The sequence below is a fragment of the Glycomyces halotolerans genome, from assembly GCF_054779575.1.
Map to the genome: position 1 here is coordinate 186,814 of NZ_BAAGXZ010000005.1, position 16,562 is coordinate 203,375.

The 16,562-nt window shown below is 68.5% G+C and carries 17 protein-coding genes and 1 tRNA gene; 16 read left to right on the forward strand and 2 right to left on the reverse strand.

From position 1 onward, the window contains the following. Window positions 1-73: 73 nt before the first annotated feature. The 10 genes from ACYVL2_RS07030 (at window position 74) to ACYVL2_RS07075 (ending at window position 9,116) form a co-directional block, all read left to right on the forward strand. Window positions 74-1,099: an ABC transporter permease gene (locus ACYVL2_RS07030; RefSeq protein ID WP_460541618.1), complete on the forward strand. Its 1,026-nt coding sequence runs from the start codon at window positions 74-76 to the stop codon at window positions 1,097-1,099. Further along, window positions 1,092-2,006, forward strand: coding sequence for an ABC transporter permease (locus tag ACYVL2_RS07035; protein ID WP_460541620.1), 915 nt, complete (start codon window positions 1,092-1,094; stop codon window positions 2,004-2,006). Before ACYVL2_RS07030 ends, ACYVL2_RS07035 begins: the two co-directional genes overlap by 8 nt. A gap of 3 nt (window positions 2,007-2,009) precedes the next feature. Next, entirely contained in the window at window positions 2,010-3,149 is a 1,140-nt protein-coding gene (locus ACYVL2_RS07040) for an ABC transporter ATP-binding protein (protein ID WP_460541622.1), read from the forward strand. 5 nt (window positions 3,150-3,154) lie between these two features. After that, window positions 3,155-4,189 (forward strand): ABC transporter ATP-binding protein, encoded by a 1,035-nt coding sequence (locus tag ACYVL2_RS07045; protein ID WP_460541660.1) that lies wholly within the window; start codon window positions 3,155-3,157, stop codon window positions 4,187-4,189. 175 nt (window positions 4,190-4,364) lie between these two features. Further along, window positions 4,365-4,447: transfer RNA gene (locus ACYVL2_RS07050), tRNA-Leu, on the forward strand. A 519-nt stretch (window positions 4,448-4,966) separates the two neighbouring features. Next, on the forward strand, window positions 4,967-7,003 hold the full coding sequence (locus ACYVL2_RS07055; protein WP_460541624.1) for a sensor histidine kinase: 2,037 nt from the start codon (window positions 4,967-4,969) through the stop codon (window positions 7,001-7,003). Then, a complete protein-coding gene (locus tag ACYVL2_RS07060; RefSeq protein WP_460541626.1) occupies window positions 7,003-7,434 on the forward strand; it encodes a roadblock/LC7 domain-containing protein in 432 nt (143 codons plus the stop codon). Before ACYVL2_RS07055 ends, ACYVL2_RS07060 begins: the two co-directional genes overlap by 1 nt. A 95-nt stretch (window positions 7,435-7,529) precedes the next feature. Beyond that, window positions 7,530-7,901, forward strand: coding sequence for a DUF742 domain-containing protein (locus ACYVL2_RS07065; RefSeq protein WP_460541628.1), 372 nt, complete (start codon window positions 7,530-7,532; stop codon window positions 7,899-7,901). A 16-nt stretch (window positions 7,902-7,917) separates the two neighbouring features. Further along, a complete protein-coding gene (locus ACYVL2_RS07070) occupies window positions 7,918-8,538 on the forward strand; it encodes a GTP-binding protein (protein ID WP_460541630.1) in 621 nt (206 codons plus the stop codon). Beyond that, on the forward strand, window positions 8,535-9,116 hold the full coding sequence (locus ACYVL2_RS07075; RefSeq protein WP_460541632.1) for a GAF domain-containing protein: 582 nt from the start codon (window positions 8,535-8,537) through the stop codon (window positions 9,114-9,116). The genes ACYVL2_RS07070 and ACYVL2_RS07075 overlap by 4 nt, the downstream gene beginning before the upstream one ends. A gap of 196 nt (window positions 9,117-9,312) precedes the next feature. On the opposite strand, the gene ACYVL2_RS07080 is transcribed toward ACYVL2_RS07075, so the two are convergent. Next, a complete protein-coding gene (locus ACYVL2_RS07080; protein ID WP_460541634.1) occupies window positions 9,313-10,506 on the reverse strand; it encodes an acyl-CoA dehydrogenase family protein in 1,194 nt (397 codons plus the stop codon). A gap of 410 nt (window positions 10,507-10,916) precedes the next feature. Between ACYVL2_RS07080 and ACYVL2_RS07085 the strand changes: the two genes are divergently transcribed. The 3 genes from ACYVL2_RS07085 to ACYVL2_RS07095 all read left to right on the forward strand — a co-directional run bounded on the left by ACYVL2_RS07085 (window position 10,917) and on the right by ACYVL2_RS07095 (window position 13,916). Further along, the gene (locus ACYVL2_RS07085; protein WP_460541636.1) at window positions 10,917-12,632 is read left to right on the forward strand and encodes a bifunctional metallophosphatase/5'-nucleotidase; all 1,716 of its coding nucleotides are present in this window, start codon (window positions 10,917-10,919) and stop codon (window positions 12,630-12,632) included. A gap of 148 nt (window positions 12,633-12,780) precedes the next feature. Beyond that, window positions 12,781-13,593, forward strand: a complete 813-nt coding sequence (locus ACYVL2_RS07090) for a Bax inhibitor-1/YccA family protein (RefSeq protein WP_460541638.1) — start codon at window positions 12,781-12,783, stop codon at window positions 13,591-13,593. Beyond that, window positions 13,593-13,916 carry a hypothetical protein gene (locus tag ACYVL2_RS07095; protein WP_460541640.1) on the forward strand — a complete coding sequence of 108 codons (324 nt, stop codon included), beginning with the start codon at window positions 13,593-13,595 and terminating at the stop codon, window positions 13,914-13,916. Before ACYVL2_RS07090 ends, ACYVL2_RS07095 begins: the two co-directional genes overlap by 1 nt. A gap of 24 nt (window positions 13,917-13,940) precedes the next feature. On the opposite strand, the gene ACYVL2_RS07100 is transcribed toward ACYVL2_RS07095, so the two are convergent. Then, on the reverse strand, window positions 13,941-14,396 hold the full coding sequence (locus ACYVL2_RS07100) for a hypothetical protein (RefSeq protein WP_460541642.1): 456 nt from the start codon (window positions 14,394-14,396) through the stop codon (window positions 13,941-13,943). Between the two features lie 90 nt (window positions 14,397-14,486). Between ACYVL2_RS07100 and ACYVL2_RS07105 the strand changes: the two genes are divergently transcribed. The 3 genes from ACYVL2_RS07105 to ACYVL2_RS07115 all read left to right on the forward strand — a co-directional run bounded on the left by ACYVL2_RS07105 (window position 14,487) and on the right by ACYVL2_RS07115 (window position 16,038). Continuing rightward, window positions 14,487-14,906, forward strand: a complete 420-nt coding sequence (locus ACYVL2_RS07105) for a MerR family transcriptional regulator (protein WP_460541644.1) — start codon at window positions 14,487-14,489, stop codon at window positions 14,904-14,906. 83 nt (window positions 14,907-14,989) lie between these two features. After that, complete coding sequence (locus ACYVL2_RS07110) at window positions 14,990-15,418, forward strand: SRPBCC family protein (RefSeq protein WP_460541646.1); 429 nt, start codon at window positions 14,990-14,992, stop codon at window positions 15,416-15,418. 143 nt (window positions 15,419-15,561) lie between these two features. Continuing rightward, entirely contained in the window at window positions 15,562-16,038 is a 477-nt protein-coding gene (locus ACYVL2_RS07115; RefSeq protein ID WP_460541648.1) for a hypothetical protein, read from the forward strand. Window positions 16,039-16,562: the final 524 nt, after the last annotated feature.

Genomic DNA, 16,562 nt, shown 5'->3' on the forward strand with positions numbered 1-16,562 from the left:
GCCAAGCGCGCACGCGCGACGGCCGGCCGGGAGGCCGGCCGGTCCACACCAGAGGAACCGTGAACGAGGCACCATGGTTGTATTCATAATCCGGCGATTCCTGATCATGATCCCGGTGCTGCTCGGTGCCACCGTCCTGTCGTTCGCGCTGGTCGAGATGTCCAACGACCCGGTCCAGCGGCAGGTCTTCGAGATCGAGCAGTCCACCGGCGAGCCGGTTCCCCCTTCGACGGTCGAGGCCATCGAGAAGTCGCTGTACTACGACCGCTCCATGCCCGAGCGCTACTGGCTGTGGCTCACCGGCATCGGCGACACGCGCGGCGACATCGGCATCCTCCAGGGCGAATGGGGGCCCTCGATCGAGGGCTCGGCCCAGGACATCGGCGAGGAGGTCGGCAACCGGTTCTGGATCACCCTCCGGCTCGTCCTGTTCGCCACGCTCGCCTCCATCGGCATCGCGATCCTCACCGGTGTGGTCAGCGCCGTCCGGCAGTACTCGCGGGTCGACTACACGCTGACGTTCATCGGCTTCCTGGCACTGGCGATGCCGACCTTCTGGTTCGCGACCCTCATGAAGGAGGCCGCCGTCCAGGTCAACAGCGCGCTGGGCGACAACGTCTTCCGCACCTACGGATCCGGCAGCACCGGCTTCCAGGGCACCGGCTGGGAGACGTTCGTGGACGCCCTGCCGTTCCTGGTCGTCCCCACGATCGTGCTCATGCTCACCGGCTACGCCGCCATGTCCCGCTACCAGCGGGCCGCGATGCTGGAGGTCATGAACTCCGACTACGTGCGGCTGGCCCGCGCCAAGGGCGTGCCCAACCGGACGGTCATGCGCCGGCACGCGCTGCGGACCGCGCTGATCCCGGTGGCCACGTTCGCGCCGCTGAGCATCACCTTCGCGATGGGCGGGGCGATCGTCATCGAACGGATCTTCGGCTGGAGGGGCCTGGGGGCCTACTCCTACGACGCCATCCTCCACGGCGACAGCTTCGTCGTCATGGCCTACCTGCTCATCTCCGGGATCGTCGTCCTGATCGGCATCCTGGTCTCCGACCTGCTGTACGGCGTGCTCGACCCGAGGATCCGCTATGAGTAAGACCGTTCCCGCCCGAGCCCTCGAAGCCGAGGCCATCACCACGAAGGAACGCGGCCAGTGGGCCCTGGTGGCCCGCCGCTTCTTCCGCCACCGCCTGGCGGTGTTCAGCTCCTGCCTGTTCGTCCTGATCGTCCTGTTCGCGTTCGTCGGCCCCTACCTGTGGGTGTGGGACTACAAGATCCACCCGGAGATCCCCTCGCGGGCCGCTCCGAGCCTGGACCACCCGTTCGGCACCGACAAGGCCGGCCGCGACATGATGGGCTCGGTCATGCGGGCCACCGCCCAGTCGCTCAAGGTCGCGTTCGTGGTCGCTGTCGGTTCCACGGTGATCGGCGCGATCGTCGGCGCCGTCGCCGGCTTCTACCGCGGCTGGATCGACGCGCTGCTCATGCGCGTGGTCGACGTGCTGTTCGTGATCCCGTTCCTGGTGATCACCGCGGCGGTGGCCGGCGCCATCGACGGCAGCACCAGGTGGTACCACATGGCGTTCATCCTGGCCGTGTTCGGCTGGCTGGCCACCGCCCGCGCCGTCCGCGCCGAGGTGCTCTCGCTGCGTGAGAAGGAGTTCATCGAGGCGGCCCGGGCCGCCGGCGGCTCCGACCTGCACATCATCTTCAAGCACCTGATCCCGAACACGATGAGCGTTATCATCGTGTCGGCGACCCTCCAGATCGCCTTCGCGATCCTGTCGGAGACGACGCTGTCGTTCCTCGGGCTGGGCATCGAGAGCCCGGACACCTCGCTGGGCCTCCTGATCGAGGCCGCCGGCGCTTCGGCGTTCAACCAGTACTGGTACCTGTTCTACATTCCGGGTGCGATGGTCATCCTCATCGCCTTGACCGTCAACTTCGTCGGCGACGGCCTGCGCGACGCGATGGACCCCCGGCAGACGATGGTGAGGCGATAACCGATGGACCTGACTGTCAACGGCACCAGGGCCGAGGACGGCCCGGGCCAGGGCGCCACGGGCGAAGTGCTCCTGGAGGTGCGCGACCTCAACGTCTCCTTCCCGACCGAGGACGGGCTCGTCAACGCCGTCCGCGGCGTCAACTACGAGCTGCGCCGCGGCCAGTCGCTCGGCATCGTCGGCGAGTCCGGCTCCGGCAAGTCGGTGACCTCCATGGCGATCATGGGCCTGCTGCCCAAGACCGCCCAGATCACCGGCTCGGCGAAGCTCCAGGGCGAAGAACTCATCGGCCTGCCCGACTCGGCGCTCTCCAAGCTGCGCGGCAAGCGGATCTCGATGATCTTCCAGGACCCGCTGACCAGCCTCAACCCGGTCTACTCGGTCGGCTTCCAACTCATCGAGGCCATCCGGGTCCACTACACGGACGTGTCGAAGAAGGAGGCCCGCGACCGCGCGATCGACCTGCTCGACACCGTCGGCATCCCGAACCCGTCCCAGCGGGTCGACGCCTACCCGCACGAGCTCTCCGGCGGCATGCGCCAGCGCGTGGTCATCGCCATCGCCATGGCCAACAACCCGGACGTCATCATCGCCGACGAGCCGACCACGGCCCTCGACGTGACCGTCCAGGCGCAGGTCCTCGAGGCGCTGGAGAAGGCGCGCGAGGAGGTCCACGCGGCGATGATCCTCATCACCCACGACCTCGGCGTCATCGCCGGGCACACCGACGACGTGCTGGTCATGTACGCCGGCCGCCCGGTCGAGCAGGGCACGGTCGACGAGATCTTCTACGAGCCCAGGATGCCGTACACGCTCGGCCTCATCGGCTCCATGCCGCGCATGGACGAGGAGCGCGGACACCGGCTCACCCCGGTGCACGGCACGCCGCCGTCGATGCTGCACCTGCCGCCCGGCTGCCCGTTCCGGCCCCGCTGCCCGATGTCGCAGGACGTGTGCGCCGAGATCGAGCCGGACCTGCTGCCGGTGAGCGCCAGCGGCCACGTGGCGGCCTGCCACTTCGCGGCCGACCTGGAAGGCAAGCACCCCGACGACGTGTTCGCCCCGGTCGCCTACGACCACCAGGTGGAGTCCGCCGTCGAGTCCCTCGAGGCCCGGACCGCCCACGACGAGGAGGACAAGTGAACGCCATGCTCGACACTCCGCAGGCGCAGGCCGCGCCGGTCATCGCCGGCAAGAACCTCGTCAAGGAGTTCCCGGTCCGGTCCAAGGGGATCGTGCGCCGCAGGGTCGGGGCGATCCACGCCGTCTCGGGAGTGAGCCTGGAGATCGGCGCGAACGAGACGGTCGCGCTGGTGGGCGAGTCGGGCTGCGGCAAGTCCACCACGGCGCGGCTGCTGATGAACCTCATCCAGCCGACCTCCGGCGAGGTCCTCTACGAGGGCCGCGATCTCACGAAGCTGTCGCGCGCGCAGATGCGTCCGATCCGGCGGGACATCCAGCTGGTGTTCCAGGACCCGATGGCGAGCCTGGACCCGCGCATGAGCGTCTTCGAGATCATCGCCGAGCCCCTGCGGGTCCACGGCCTGTTCAAGAACGGCGGCCGCGACAAGGTCAACAGCCTCATCGAGATCGTCGGGCTCAACCCGGAGCACCGCAACCGGTACCCGCACGAGTTCTCCGGCGGTCAGCGCCAGAGGATCGGCGTGGCCCGGGCGCTGGCGCTGGAGCCGAAGGTCCTCATGCTCGACGAGCCGGTGAGCGCGCTGGACGTGTCGATCCAGGCGGGCGTGATCAACCTGCTGGAGGACCTCCAGGAGGAGTTGGGCCTGACGTACCTGTTCGTCTCGCACGACCTGTCGGTGGTCCGGCACATCGCCCACCGCGTGTCGGTGATGTACCTGGGCAAGATCGTCGAGGAGGGCACCACCGACGAGCTGTTCGCCGGTCCGGCGCACCCGTACACGCAGGCGCTGATGTCGGCGATTCCCCTGCCGGACCCGCGCAAGGAGCGCAGCCGGGAGCGGATCGTGCTGGTCGGCGACGTGCCGAGTCCGTCGAACCCGCCGTCGGGGTGCCGGTTCCGCACCAGGTGCCCGCTGTTCCAGACGCTTTCGGACGACGAGCGGCAGGTGTGCATCGACGTCGAGCCGCCGCTGCGTTCGGACCACGACGGGCAGACGCGCGCGGCGTGCCACTACGCGCAGCCGAAGCAGCTGGTCTGAGGCGTACGGCGCCGCGGCGCGGCAGTACGCGCGTCGCTTGAGCACCGCCTCGTGGGGTCGCACCGAATCGGTGCGACCCCACTGTCGTACTCCCGACAAAACTGGTTCTCGCTGTGCCAGGGCGCTTTCGGGTGAACCATCGGCGCGGATTTCCCGCTAGCGTTCATTGGTGAGGGCCCGAGTGGTGGAATCTGGTAGACACAGTCGGCTTAAAACCGGCCGTCGCGCGGCTTGCGGGTTCGAATCCCGTCTCGGGCACAGCGGGGAGTGATCAAGTCCGGCAACGCATTCGTTCCGGGCCGGTTCGTCGCCGCCCCCACAGGACGGTGGGCGGAGCGTCGAGTAAGGTCGATCGCATTGTGCGAGAGCTCCCTCGATCGGGTGATACCCGAAGCCCGACACCCTGTTCCCGACCCGGTCACACGCTGCGAAGGGACCCCAGCTCAGACAACGCACACCTGTCCGCTTGCGCACCTGGATCGCCCGTCGTCCGGAACATCTCGATCTTGACTGGGATGGGTAGGCGTGCTATCCAGGGAAAGAGCGCTGATACCATCGTGTCGAACCAGTCGGCGGGGATTCACTTCCGTTCTGCTGCAATGACTTTGCCACTTTCCGGTATCGCGAAGTCAGTTGGCCTGTGTCGTGAGGATGGCGATGCCCGAAACACCTCGGTCCACAACCCATACTTATTCCCCAATAGAGTCGGCACAGTCCCACGGCAGTGCGGCGATGTCCGGCCCAATAGAGTCGGCGCAGACCCACGGCGGTGCGGCGATGTCCGGCCGAACAGATCCGGCACAGCCATACGGCGGATCCGCGCCGAACGGCTCGGCCGGACCGGCGCAGTCCCACGGCGGCGCGCTGTTCAGCCCGCCGGCACCGGCGCAGTCCAACGGTGGTGCAGCGTCGAACGGCGCCACGGGACCGGCGACATCGCACCGCGGTGCCGCCCTGAACGGATCGACCGGGCCGGCGCAGTCCCGCCCCGGTCACACCTCCGCGCCGTCCCAGGCGCACGGCGGCTCCTCGCAGGAGCGCCCCGCCGAGTCGACCGACGCTCCGAGCGCCGAGCTGCGCGGACGATTGGTGCGGCTCGCGCTGCTGCCCATGACCGGCGCCGCCCTGCTCGGAGCGGGCGTCGCGGTCTTCGTCTCGCGCATCGACATCGGCGGCCAGTCCGCCTGGATGCCGACCGTCGTCATCGGCAGCGCCGCGGTCTTCCTGGCCGTCATCGGCTACCTGGCCTTCCACACCGCCACCAGGATCGAGACCGACCTGGGCCGGCGCGTCACCGCCGTGCGGCGCTCCACCATGGAGACCCACTACCGGATCTGGCAGGCCCTCGACGAGGTCCAGCGGCGGCTGCCGCCCGAGCAGCGCCGCCCGATCCCGCTGCCCAACCAGGCCCACCAGCCGGTCACCACCGACGAGGCCCTCCGCGTCCTCGCCGCCGAAGCCCAACTGCTGCGCCAGGTCGCCGACGACCTCGCCGGCCGCGGCCTGCCCGTGCAGGTCCAAGGGCCGCAAGGAGGCCACGGCCGCGAACCGCAGCCGACCAGTCCGATCGAGACGGCCTCGGCCCACTCCCGGGTCGGCATCTTCGTCAACCTCGCCCGCCGCCTGCAGTCGCTGGTGCACCGCGAGATCGAGCAGCTCGACGAACTCGAGAACCAGGTCGAGGACCCCGACCTCCTCAAAGGCCTCTTCTCGGTCGACCACCTCGCCACCCGGATCCGGCGCCACGCCGAGAACCTCGCCGTCCTCGGCGGCGCCACCTCGCACCGCCAGTGGTCCCGCCCGGTCAACGTCTACGAGGCCCTCCGCTCGGCCGTGGCCGAAGTCGAGCAGTACGCCCGCGTCAAACTCGTGCGCCCCATCGACGGCAACCTCAAAGGCCACGCCGTCGCCGACATCATCCACCTGGTCGCCGAGCTGGTCGAGAACGCCACCGCCTTCTCGGCCCCGCAGACCCAGGTCCTCATCCGCGTCCAGCGCGTCCGCGCCGGCCTCGCCGTCGAAGTCGAGGACCGCGGCCTCGGCATGGAGGCCGAAGAGCGCGAACGCTACAACAAGATGCTCGCCGCCCCCGACGAGATCGACCTCGACGAGCTGCTGGCCGACGGCCGCATCGGACTCTACGTCGTGGCCTGCCTGGCCGGCCGCCACGAACTGACCGTCCAACTCCAGAGCAACATCTTCGGCGGCACCCAGGCGATCGTCGTCATCGGCGACGTGCTCCTCGGCGACAGCCCGAACAGCGCCGCCCCCAAGGAGGCCCCCGCACCGCCGCGACAGCACGAGTCGCAGGCCATGCCGGTGCGCCAGCCCAGCGAACCGCCGCGCTCGCCGTCCCTGCCGTCGGTCCAACTGCAGACCGGCCCCGGCGAGAGCGGACGGCACCACCGGTCCCAACCGGCCGTGGGCAACGGCCAGACCACCACCGAAGCGCCGCGCCTGAGCCCGGGCTACAGCGCCGCCCCGGTCTACTCGCCCGCGCACACCGGGGCAGGCGGCTACCACACCGCCGAGATACCCGCAGTGGACACCCAGAGCGCAGGAGGTCCGGGCCAGATGAACGGCGGCGCCGCCGAGCGCCCCGCACTGCCGAAGCGCAACAAGCAGTCCCACCTGGCCCCCCAGCTGCGCGACACACCGCCGCCGCCGACGGGCCGAGGCTCCGAGGCCGGACACGACCCCGGCCTGATGAAGGCCTTCCAGCAAGGTCGAGGCCGAGCCGACGAACACGACGACGCACCACCGATCCCCAACTCGGACAGTTTCGTTACTCCGTACAGAGACGAGGAGGCCTAATGGCAGGCGATGAGGCAGCGGCGCAGGCGACGGATCTAGGTTGGCTCCTGGCCGGTCTGGTGAAGAAGGTCCCGCATACCCGCAGCGCCCTCCTGCTGTCATCGGACGGCATCAAGAAGGCATACCACGGACTCGGCGTCGACCAGGCCGACCAGCTCTCGGCGATCGCCTCGGGCATGTTCTCCCTGGCACGCAGCGCCGGCGCCCAGTTCGGCTCCACCGGAAGCGTCCGGCAGGTCGTCGCCGAACTCGACGACACCCTCCTGTTCGTCTCCACCGCCGGATCCGGAGCGGTCCTGGCCGTCACCGCCGGCCACGAGGCCGACGCCGGCGTGCTCGGCTACGAAATGTCCATCCTGGTCAAGAGCGTCCGCCCCTACCTCGAGACGCCCGTGCGCAACCGCGCCGCCAACGGCGAGATGGTGGGCTGAAGATGCTCAGCGTCCCTCAACCGGCGAACACAGAGAGACGGTGAACCGATGACCGACCTCGATCACCCGGCGGCCAGCGGTGAGACGGTGGGCTGATGTCCGAATATGAGGACCACCCCCTGCTCGACGACGACGCCGGCCCGCTCGTCCGCCCGTACACGGTCTCCAAGGGGCGCACCGCCCCGACCGCGAACCTGGACCTTCTCTCGCTGGTCCGGTCCACCGGGCAGCTGCGGCCCTCGCAGCTCGAAGCCGAGCACGCCGAAGCGCTGCTGCTGTGCAGGGAACCCATCTCGGTGGCCGAGGTCTCGGCCCACCTGCGGCTCCCGGCAATGGTCATCAAGGTCCTGCTATCCGACCTCGTCGAATGCGGCGCCGTGATCGCACACGCGCCGGACCCCGCCGTCGATCCCACCGACCGAGCCGTATTGGAGGCGCTACTCAATGGCCTACAGCGGCGACTCTGAATGGAGGCACTCCTCAATGGCCTACAACGGCGACCCTGACGCATCGCCTGCACAACAACCCAATTCACTGCCCACCGCCGTCAAGCTCCTGGTCGCGGGCGGCTTCGGTGTCGGCAAGACCACCTTCGTCAGCTCGGCCAGCGAAATCGAACCGCTCAGCACCGAAGAGACCATCACCACCGCCAGCATCGGCACCGACGACATGACCGGCCTGGGCGACAAGGAGACCACCACCGTCGCCCTCGACTTCGGACGCATCACCCTGGACCACCAGCACATCCTCTACCTGTTCGGCACCCCCGGCCAGGACCGCTTCTGGTTCATGTGGAACGAGCTGTCCGACGGCGCCTTCGGCGCCGTGGTCCTGGCCGACACGCGGAGACTGGCGGACTGCTTCTCGGCCCTCGACTTCTTCGAGCGGCGCGGGACCCCGTTCATCGTGGCGGTCAACGAGTTCGACGGGTCATTCCACTACGACCCCGAAGAAGTCCGGGCCGCCCTGGACCTCAAAGCGAACATCCCGATCGTCTGCTGCGACGCTCGCGATTCACGTTCGGCCACCCTCGTGCTGGTCACCCTGACCAAGCACCTCATGGCCGCCGCGTCGGCGACCGCCCGGTTAAGGAGCCTTGCATGAACAACCAGAACGACTTCCGACTCACCATCACGCCCGACGACCCGGCCGCGCCCGAGCGGGTGCGGCGGCTGCGCGAGCTCGGAATCCTCAACCAGCCCGACCCCGAGTTCGACGAACTCGCCCGCGAACTCACCGAGACCACCGGCGCGCCCTACGCGATGGTCAACTTCATCGACGAGGACCGCCAGTACTTCGCCGGACTCGCCGCGCCCGCCGACGACGACGCCTCCGAGGCGCTGGCGAACACCGACGCCCCCGAGGTGGGCCGCGAGATGGACCGCGACCACGGCTACTGCCCGCACGTGGTGGTCCGCCAGAAGGCCCTGGTGCTCGGCGACGTGTGCGACTACCCCCGCTTCGCCGGCAACCCGGTGGTCGACAAGATCGGCATCCGCTCCTACCTGGGGGCGCCGCTGATCGACGACGAGGGCAACACCCTGGGGACGGTGTGCGTGGTCGACACGGAGACCCATGACTGGGGCCGGCCCGGCCTCGAGGTCATCAAGGAGATGGCCGCGAAGGTCATGGACCGCATCCGCGAGCGCAACAAGGAGAACGGTCGAGACGAGGCGGCATGAGTCGAGGAGGCAGCCGCAGCCGCCTCCTCAACCGGTGTTCTCCTATGCACTCGCCGGCGAGTCGCACCGCTCGGCGCGGTGCCGCCCGTAGGCTGCGTGTCCCCTGTATGCGGTGTGCGGTCGTCGGCGAACGCTTCGGTCCGCCGCGCGTTCGCCCGCTAGGCAGTGTCTGGCCGATCCCTCCAGACCTGCCCGTTCAGGAGACCGCCACCGGCACGCCGCCCACGATGCGCTCCGACCACTGGCCCTTGGCCCGGCCCAGCGCCTCCTCGGCCAGCCGCAGGCGCTGGATGTCCGAGGTGCCCGCCGGCGCGAAGATGTGGTAGGCGTCGCGCAGGTACCGCTCGACCGGCCTGTCGGTCGAGAGCCCGGCGGCCGCGTGGACCTCCATGGCCTCGCGGGCGGAGTCGAGCGCCGACTCGACGTTGACGAGCTTCGCGTTCATCAGCTCCACATCGCACGGCAGGCCCTGGTCGAGCAGGTGCACGGCGTGGTAGGCCGTGATCCGCGCGGTCATGAGCCGGGAGGCGATCTGGCCGATCTTCTGCTTGATGTTGTCGAGCTCGCTGATCGGCTTGCCGTAGAGCGTGCGCTCGGAGGCGTACCTGACCGTCTCGTCGAGGATCGCCTGGTGGATGCCCAGCGACACCGCCGTCAGGTTCGACCGCCCATAGAGGATGGACGATGAGTACGCCACCGACAGCCCGTCGCCTTCGACGCCGAGCATGTTGGTGGCCGGCACCCGGCAGTCGTTGAACAGCAGCTCGCCGAAGCTGAAGCCGTGCAGCCCCATCGTCGACTGCTGCGGGGCCAGGGCGAACCCGGGCCGGTCGGACTCGACCAGGAACGCCGTCAGGCCCTTCGAGCCCGGCCCGGTGCGCACCACCACGCCGTGGAGGTCCCCGACATGGCTGTTGCCGACGAAGACCTTGTGGCCGTTGAGGATGTAGTCACTGCCGTCGCGGACGGCGGTGGTCTGCATGCCCAGTACGTGGCCGCCCGAGGCGGTCTCGGTGACCGCGATGGTCGGCAGGCACCGCCCGGAGGCGACGGCCGGCAGCCAGGTCTTCTTCTGCACCTCGTTGCCGAAGTGGATGATCTTGGCGACCCCGAGCTGAGATGCCTGCACCATCGCTCCCATCGCGCCGGAGACCCGTGAGAGCTCCTCGATGATGATGGTCTTGGCCAGGTGGCCCATCTCCATGCCGCCGTACTCGCGCGGTACGGTGACGCCGAGCCAGCCCTGTCGGGCGATCATCCGGGAGAGCCGGTGATGGACGCTCTGCGTGGCCTCCATTTCCGGGATCAGGGGGCGCACTTCGCTCTCGGCGAAGTCGCGCACTTGTTTTCGGAGGGCTTCATGCTGGTCATTGGTGAAGTAGCCGGTCATAGGTTACCCCCTGCGGGTATCAAGGGCTCGCCGAATTCCGCCTGTCGCGCGGTCCCCACCAATATCGCGACGAGCTGTTATATGAGTCTCTCTCGGAGTGACTGTAGCAATCGCTATCGGGTGGGGCAAGGGTAGGCTTTGTGGACATTTTGATGTTACGGTACAGTAACAATCCGTTGTGGCGCAAGGGAATCGCATTCGTCTCGCAACTCTCGGGATTCGGGATGGGGGGTGACCCACAGATCCGCGTGTGCTATCCGAAAGCACTTTCGCGCGGCCCCGGACCTTTACCGCGCCTTTGTCGAGCCGTTATGTTGTATTGACTCCGGCGAAATCGTCCCATGATTGGATCACAATCGGTGCGGCACGCCCGCGTCCTCACGTCCGACCCCTGGAGAGCAATGTTCAAAATGAAATCGAAACGATACCTGGCGGCCGCCACCGCGGCCGGCCTGGCCGCCACCACGCTCGCGGTCGGCGCATGGTCGGCCAACGCGGGCCAGGGCAGCCCCCACGGCAGGCACATCGACCTGCAACTGCTGGCCCTCAACGACTTCCACGGCAACATCGAGGCCTCCGACGGACTCACCTACGAGATCGACGGCGAAGCAGTGCCCGCTGGCGGCGCCGCCTACCTCGCCACCCACCTCCAGCAGGCCCGCGAAGGCGAGCACTACAGCACCACCGTCGCCGCCGGCGACCTCATCGGGGCCAGCCCCTTCCTGTCGGCCGCCTTCGGCGACGAGCCCACCATCGAATCCCTCAACGCCATGGGCGTCGAGGTCTCCAGCGTCGGCAACCACGAATTCGACAAGGGCATCGACGACCTCCAGCGCCACATCGACGGCGACGGCGACTACGAAGGCGCCGACTTCCCCTACCTCGGCGCCAACGTCGTCGACCAGACCACCGGCGAACCCGTCCTCGAGCCGTACTGGATCAAGAACTTCGGCAAAGGCGTCAAAGTCGGCTTCATCGGCATGACCCTCGAAGGCACCGGCGACATCGTCGCCAAGTCCGGCATCCAGGGCCTGGAGTTCCTCGACGAGGTCGAGACCGCCGAACGCTACGCCGAAGCACTCAGCGCCCAAGGCGTCGACTCCATCGTCGTCCTCCTCCACGAAGGCGGCCAGCCGGTCGCCGACGACACCGGCCACCAATGCGAGTCCCTCGACGGCTCCGGCATCGGCATGTCCGGCCCCATCGTCGACATCGCCGAGCAGACCAGCCCGCTCGTCGACATCATCGTCACCGGCCACACCCACCAGGAGTACGTCTGCTCGGTCACCGACCCGGCCGGACAGCCCCGCATGGTCACCTCCGCGTCCTCCTACGGCCGCGTCTTCACCGAGATCGAGGCGACCTACGACCGCAAGACCAAGGACATCATCCGCTCCTCGGTGACCGGCTCCAACACCGTCGTCGAACGCGACGTCGAGCCCGACCACACCCAGGCGACCCTCGTCCAGCGGTACCTCGACGAAGTCGAAGAGGTCGCCGCCCGCCCCGTCGGCTACATCGCCGAGGACATCACCCGCGGCGCCACCCGCGCCGAAGAGTTCCCGCTCGGCAGCCTCATCGCCGACGCGCAACTCGACCGCACCGCCGACCCACAGTTCGGCGGTGCCGAGATCGCCTTCATGAACCCCGGCGGCGTCCGAGCCGACCTGCTCTACGACCAGGGCGAACCCGGAGTGGTCACCTTCGGCGAGCTCTACAGCGTCCAGCCGTTCGGCAACTACCTGACCACCATGGACCTCACCGGCGCCCAGATCCTCACCCTCCTGCAGCAGCAACTCCCGAGCGACAACCGCTCGACCACGCTGTTCCTGCAGGTATCCGAGGGCTTCACCTACACCTGGGACACCAGCGCCGAAGGCACCGACCAGATCGTCGCCGACTCGCTCACACTCCACGGCGAGCCCATCGAAGCCGACCGCACTTACCGGGTCACGGTCAACAACTTCCTCGCCGACGGCGGCGACTCCTTCTACGTCCTCGCCGAAGGCACCGACCGCGTCACCGGCGAAGTCGACCTCGACGCCCTCGAAGCCTGGTTCGCCGAGAACTCCGCACCCGACAACCCGGTCGAGGCACCCGCGCTCGGCCGAGTGAACGTCATCTAACGCACCGCGGCAAGCGACACGGCGGCGGGGGAGCAGCGGCTCCCCCGCCGCTCGCTAGCATTCAGGCGACTACCGGATAAGCTTGGGATGCCCTGACATACATCGGAGGACCGCAGACATGCAGAGCAGAAACTCATCCCTCAGAAACATGATGAAGAGCCAGTACGCCGAACAGCAGCACATGGGCGCGGCGTACGGCCCCTACGGGCAGATGACGCAGGCCCCGCAAGTCGAGACCATGAAGATCGACGACGTCATCGTCCGCACTGTGGCCCTCATCGCCGCGACCTTCGTCGCCGCGATGGTCACCTGGTCGATGGTCTACCCGAACCTCCCCGCGCCCGGGTCCAACATCATCACCGAAGCGCAGCAGTCGGCCATCAACACGGCGATGGTCCTCGGCATGATCGGCATGTTCGTCGGCCTCGGCGTCATCCTGTTCTCGATGTTCAAGCCGATCACCAACCCGGTCGTCTGCTTCGTCTACGCCATCGGACAGGGGCTCCTCCTCGGCGGCGTGAGCGCCTTCTTCGAGGCCCGCATCCCGGGCATCGTCGTCAACGCGCTGCTCGGAACCATCCTGGTCTTCGGCGGGATGCTGGCGCTGTACAAGTTCCGCATCCTCAAGAACTCCCCGATGTTCACCAAGATCATCGTCGGCGCCGGCTTCGGCATCTTCGCGCTCATCGCCGTCAACCTCGTCGCCGGCATGTTCGGCTTCCACCTCGGCCTGTTCGCCGCCCCCGGCCAGGACCCCTCGGTCCTCCAGTGGGTCATCGCGATCGGCATGGTGGTGTGGGCCGCATTCTCGTTCATCCTCGACTTCGACATGATCGAGCAGTCCGCCGCCGGCGGCGCCCCGAAGAAATTCGCCTGGGCCGGCGCCTTCGGCCTCACCGCCGGACTCATCTTCCTGTACTGGAGCATGCTGCGCCTGCTCAGCTACTTCCAGGGCGAGTAATGGACCGGACTCTCGAGCGGGCGATCGGGCGCGTCGTCGAAGGCACACGCCACTGGTCGCCCGCTCGATGGTCGCAAGACGGCCGCGCCGAAGCGATGCACACCCTCGTCCAGGCGCTGGCCGACGTCACCGCCGAAGCCGAGGGCGAACCCGCGCGCCGGGTCCCGCGCCTGCCGAGCGATCTGAACCTGCCCGACCAGCTCCAGGTCGTCGGCCTGGACCTGCTGGACGTGGCCGACCGCCTCACCCCCGGGCAGCGCGCCAGGGTCGAGGCGGCCCTCCTCGCGGCCCGCGAGGTCCTCTTCCGGCCGCGCAACGGATAAGCGGCCCCGGGGGCAGCGGGCCGATCATCCCCGAGCGCCCGCATCGACGAGATGGTTCCGAGCGAGGCCCCGGGCCCGCCACCACGGCAGCAGCTGGGCCGCGCCGAAGGCGACCTCCACGATGAGGAACCCCCACAGCAGTCCGCTCGCACCCTGGGACAAGGCGTACGCCTGCCAGAGCGCGAACAGCACTCGCGCCGCGCCGTCGTAGCGGCCGTGCACCGGCAGCGTCCTGAACAGGCGCAGCAGCGCCCAGACCACGACGACCGACCCCATGAGGTTGGCGTACATGACCTGCATCGGTTCGAGCTCGGGCAGGGCCCCGAGTCCCGTGCGCTCGCCGAGCGCCGAGAGCGCCCCGTGCGCGAGGACGTACGTCCACGGCGTGGCGAACGCCGCGGTCACGACGAGGTCGTACCAGGCGCTCGCCCGGACCAGACGCAGGTACGGGCGGCGAGTGGGGTGGAGCAGCGTGGTCATGGCGGTCCTCGATCGCATTCGGTGACAGGAGTGCCCTACCGTAAACAGTGGAGTGCACTCCAAGGTCAAGTCGCGAACGAGGGAGCCCGGATGCGCATCGGAGAACTGGCCGAGAGGGCGGGCCTGACCAGGGACGCCATCCGCTTCTACGAGAAGGCCGGACTGGTCTCCTCGCAGCGGATGCCGAACGGGTACCGAGATTTTCCGCCGGAGACCGTGCCGTGGCTCGAGTACGTCCGGACCGCCCAGCGGCTGGGATTCTCGCTCGCCGAGATCGCGCGCCACGGCGAGGAACTGCGCGACTCCCCGGATGCGGCCGAGGCGCTCACGGCGCTGTTCGCGGCGAAGATCGAAGTCGTCGACGCCCGCATGGCCGAACTCGCGCAGATACGGTCCGAGTTGGAGGCCCGCGCCGGCACCGGCTGCCCGATGCGCCCGGACCGGAACGCCGCCGCGTCGACCCGCCCCGAAGCCCGGCCGCCGATTAGCGCGGTGCGGCCCCTGCGCTGAAAAGCATCGGAAGAGGAATGAATAGGGCCCGGCTTCCGCGTCTACCTCTATAGAATCCCGAAACACGGACGCAGGGAGCGAACATGAGCACCGACCAGCACGACTACCGCTACGAGATCAGCGCCGACATCGACGCCCCGGTCGCGAAGGTATGGGAAGCCTGGACCGACGGCGAGCAGTACGAGACCTGGAGCCGCTCGGTACCCGGATCGGTCGCCCAGGACGTCAGACCCGGCGGCAAGTGGCGGGCCACCGTCGCCGCGCCCGACGGCCGGGAATTCCCGATCACCGGCACCTACCTCGACGTGGTCGAGCACGAACGGCTCGACATGGCCATGGACGCCCCAGAGGGCGAACCCGAGGCCATGCGCCTGGAGTTCACCGACCTCGGCTCCGACCGGACCCGCCTCACCATCTCACAGGCCTCCGCCACGCAGAAGAGCCGTGACCGGTCCAAACAAGGCAGCCAAATGCTCCTCGACTGGTGCGCAGCGTATGTCACCGGCAACTGAGGCGAACAACTTGGCGATACGGCTCGAGCCCGGACGTACCATGTCCGGGCCGAACTGTTGAGCTCCATGCTCCCCCGAGCGGGGGAGTCGGCCGCCTCCCCGGAGGGAAGCGGCTCGTCGCGAACCGACCTAGGTTCGGACCCATGGCCACAGCATCCGATTCGCAGGCTTCTCCCGCTTCTCCGGGCGCCGCTCGGCTGACGCGCCTGACCGGCTGGTCGCTCATCGTCATCGCCGCGGCGCATGTAGCGGTGTTCGTCCCGCTGGCGCCGTGGGGCAAATGGTTCGAAGGTTCGCTGCGGGGCTCTGGCGCGGATGCCGAATCGCTCGCCGTCTTCTGGGCGCTGCCTGGCGGTATCGCGGTTCCAGGATTCCTGCTGGGGCTGCTACTCATCCGACTGGGCAGGATGCGGCAGCGGGTCGGGGTCGGTTTCGGGCTGGTCCTGGCCGGCTGGGCGTCAATCTGCCTGTGGCTGGTGGGCCCGAGCGGATTCGTCGCGGTGTTGGCGGCGGCGGGGATCCCCGCCGCCGCCATCATCGACCGGCGCGCTTCCCGGCGCAGTGCGGTAGTTGCGGGCCGGAACGGTGTGGCTGCGGGAGGCGACGCACGCGAAGTCTGATTCTGGAAAGCCGCCCACTGTGAACACCGGAGGCTGCTGTTCTATAGCGGCGACGCGGGGGTGGGGTGGTTCGGCACGGTGGTGTTCTCTGGCTGCGGGCTGGCGGATGGTGCAGGCTCTTTGGCAGCGATGACGAGGCCGGAGGACCTGAGGCGTCGGTCTCGGCTTCCAGGTGGTGGGGCGGTCATGGTCCTTTCTCAGCGACTACGGGGTAGGAGGTCGGTCGGGGTCGTGTCTTCGGGTTGCGGGTTGGTGGATGGCGCGGGTGGTTTGGCGGCGATGACGAGGTGGGAGGTGGGGCGGGGTCGGTGTTCGTCTCTCGGTTGGTGTGTGGCTGGGGTCCTTGGCGGCGACAAAAGAGGTAGCGGGGTTGGCCGGGGTGGTGTGTTCGTGGCCGGGTCGGGGTGTCCTTTTGGGGGTGTGGGCGTGGCGGAGGGCCCGGACCCGCTTGGGGTCTCGGGCTGCGATGTTCGTGTCGCTTCCCCCGCCGCAGGCGCCTTCCCGCGACGGGCGGGGTAAGAACG

What these genes read in the sequence shown, in the direction of transcription:
- ACYVL2_RS07075 (WP_460541632.1), top strand. Translation starts at nt 8,535, where the DNA reads ATGAACAACCAGAACGACTTCCGACTCACCATCACGCCCGACGACCCG.
- ACYVL2_RS07080 (WP_460541634.1), bottom strand. Translation starts at nt 10,506, where the DNA reads ATGACCGGCTACTTCACCAATGACCAGCATGAAGCCCTCCGAAAACAA.
- ACYVL2_RS07115 (WP_460541648.1), top strand. Translation starts at nt 15,562, where the DNA reads ATGGCCACAGCATCCGATTCGCAGGCTTCTCCCGCTTCTCCGGGCGCC.
- ACYVL2_RS07100 (WP_460541642.1), bottom strand. Translation starts at nt 14,396, where the DNA reads ATGACCACGCTGCTCCACCCCACTCGCCGCCCGTACCTGCGTCTGGTC.
- ACYVL2_RS07060 (WP_460541626.1), top strand. Translation starts at nt 7,003, where the DNA reads ATGGCAGGCGATGAGGCAGCGGCGCAGGCGACGGATCTAGGTTGGCTC.
- ACYVL2_RS07055 (WP_460541624.1), top strand. Translation starts at nt 4,967, where the DNA reads ATGTCCGGCCGAACAGATCCGGCACAGCCATACGGCGGATCCGCGCCG.
- ACYVL2_RS07105 (WP_460541644.1), top strand. Translation starts at nt 14,487, where the DNA reads ATGCGCATCGGAGAACTGGCCGAGAGGGCGGGCCTGACCAGGGACGCC.
- ACYVL2_RS07030 (WP_460541618.1), top strand. Translation starts at nt 74, where the DNA reads ATGGTTGTATTCATAATCCGGCGATTCCTGATCATGATCCCGGTGCTG.
- ACYVL2_RS07065 (WP_460541628.1), top strand. Translation starts at nt 7,530, where the DNA reads ATGTCCGAATATGAGGACCACCCCCTGCTCGACGACGACGCCGGCCCG.
- ACYVL2_RS07090 (WP_460541638.1), top strand. Translation starts at nt 12,781, where the DNA reads ATGATGAAGAGCCAGTACGCCGAACAGCAGCACATGGGCGCGGCGTAC.
- ACYVL2_RS07035 (WP_460541620.1), top strand. Translation starts at nt 1,092, where the DNA reads ATGAGTAAGACCGTTCCCGCCCGAGCCCTCGAAGCCGAGGCCATCACC.
- ACYVL2_RS07070 (WP_460541630.1), top strand. Translation starts at nt 7,918, where the DNA reads ATGGCCTACAACGGCGACCCTGACGCATCGCCTGCACAACAACCCAAT.
- ACYVL2_RS07110 (WP_460541646.1), top strand. Translation starts at nt 14,990, where the DNA reads ATGAGCACCGACCAGCACGACTACCGCTACGAGATCAGCGCCGACATC.
- ACYVL2_RS07040 (WP_460541622.1), top strand. Translation starts at nt 2,010, where the DNA reads ATGGACCTGACTGTCAACGGCACCAGGGCCGAGGACGGCCCGGGCCAG.
- ACYVL2_RS07085 (WP_460541636.1), top strand. Translation starts at nt 10,917, where the DNA reads ATGAAATCGAAACGATACCTGGCGGCCGCCACCGCGGCCGGCCTGGCC.
- ACYVL2_RS07095 (WP_460541640.1), top strand. Translation starts at nt 13,593, where the DNA reads ATGGACCGGACTCTCGAGCGGGCGATCGGGCGCGTCGTCGAAGGCACA.
- ACYVL2_RS07045 (WP_460541660.1), top strand. Translation starts at nt 3,155, where the DNA reads ATGCTCGACACTCCGCAGGCGCAGGCCGCGCCGGTCATCGCCGGCAAG.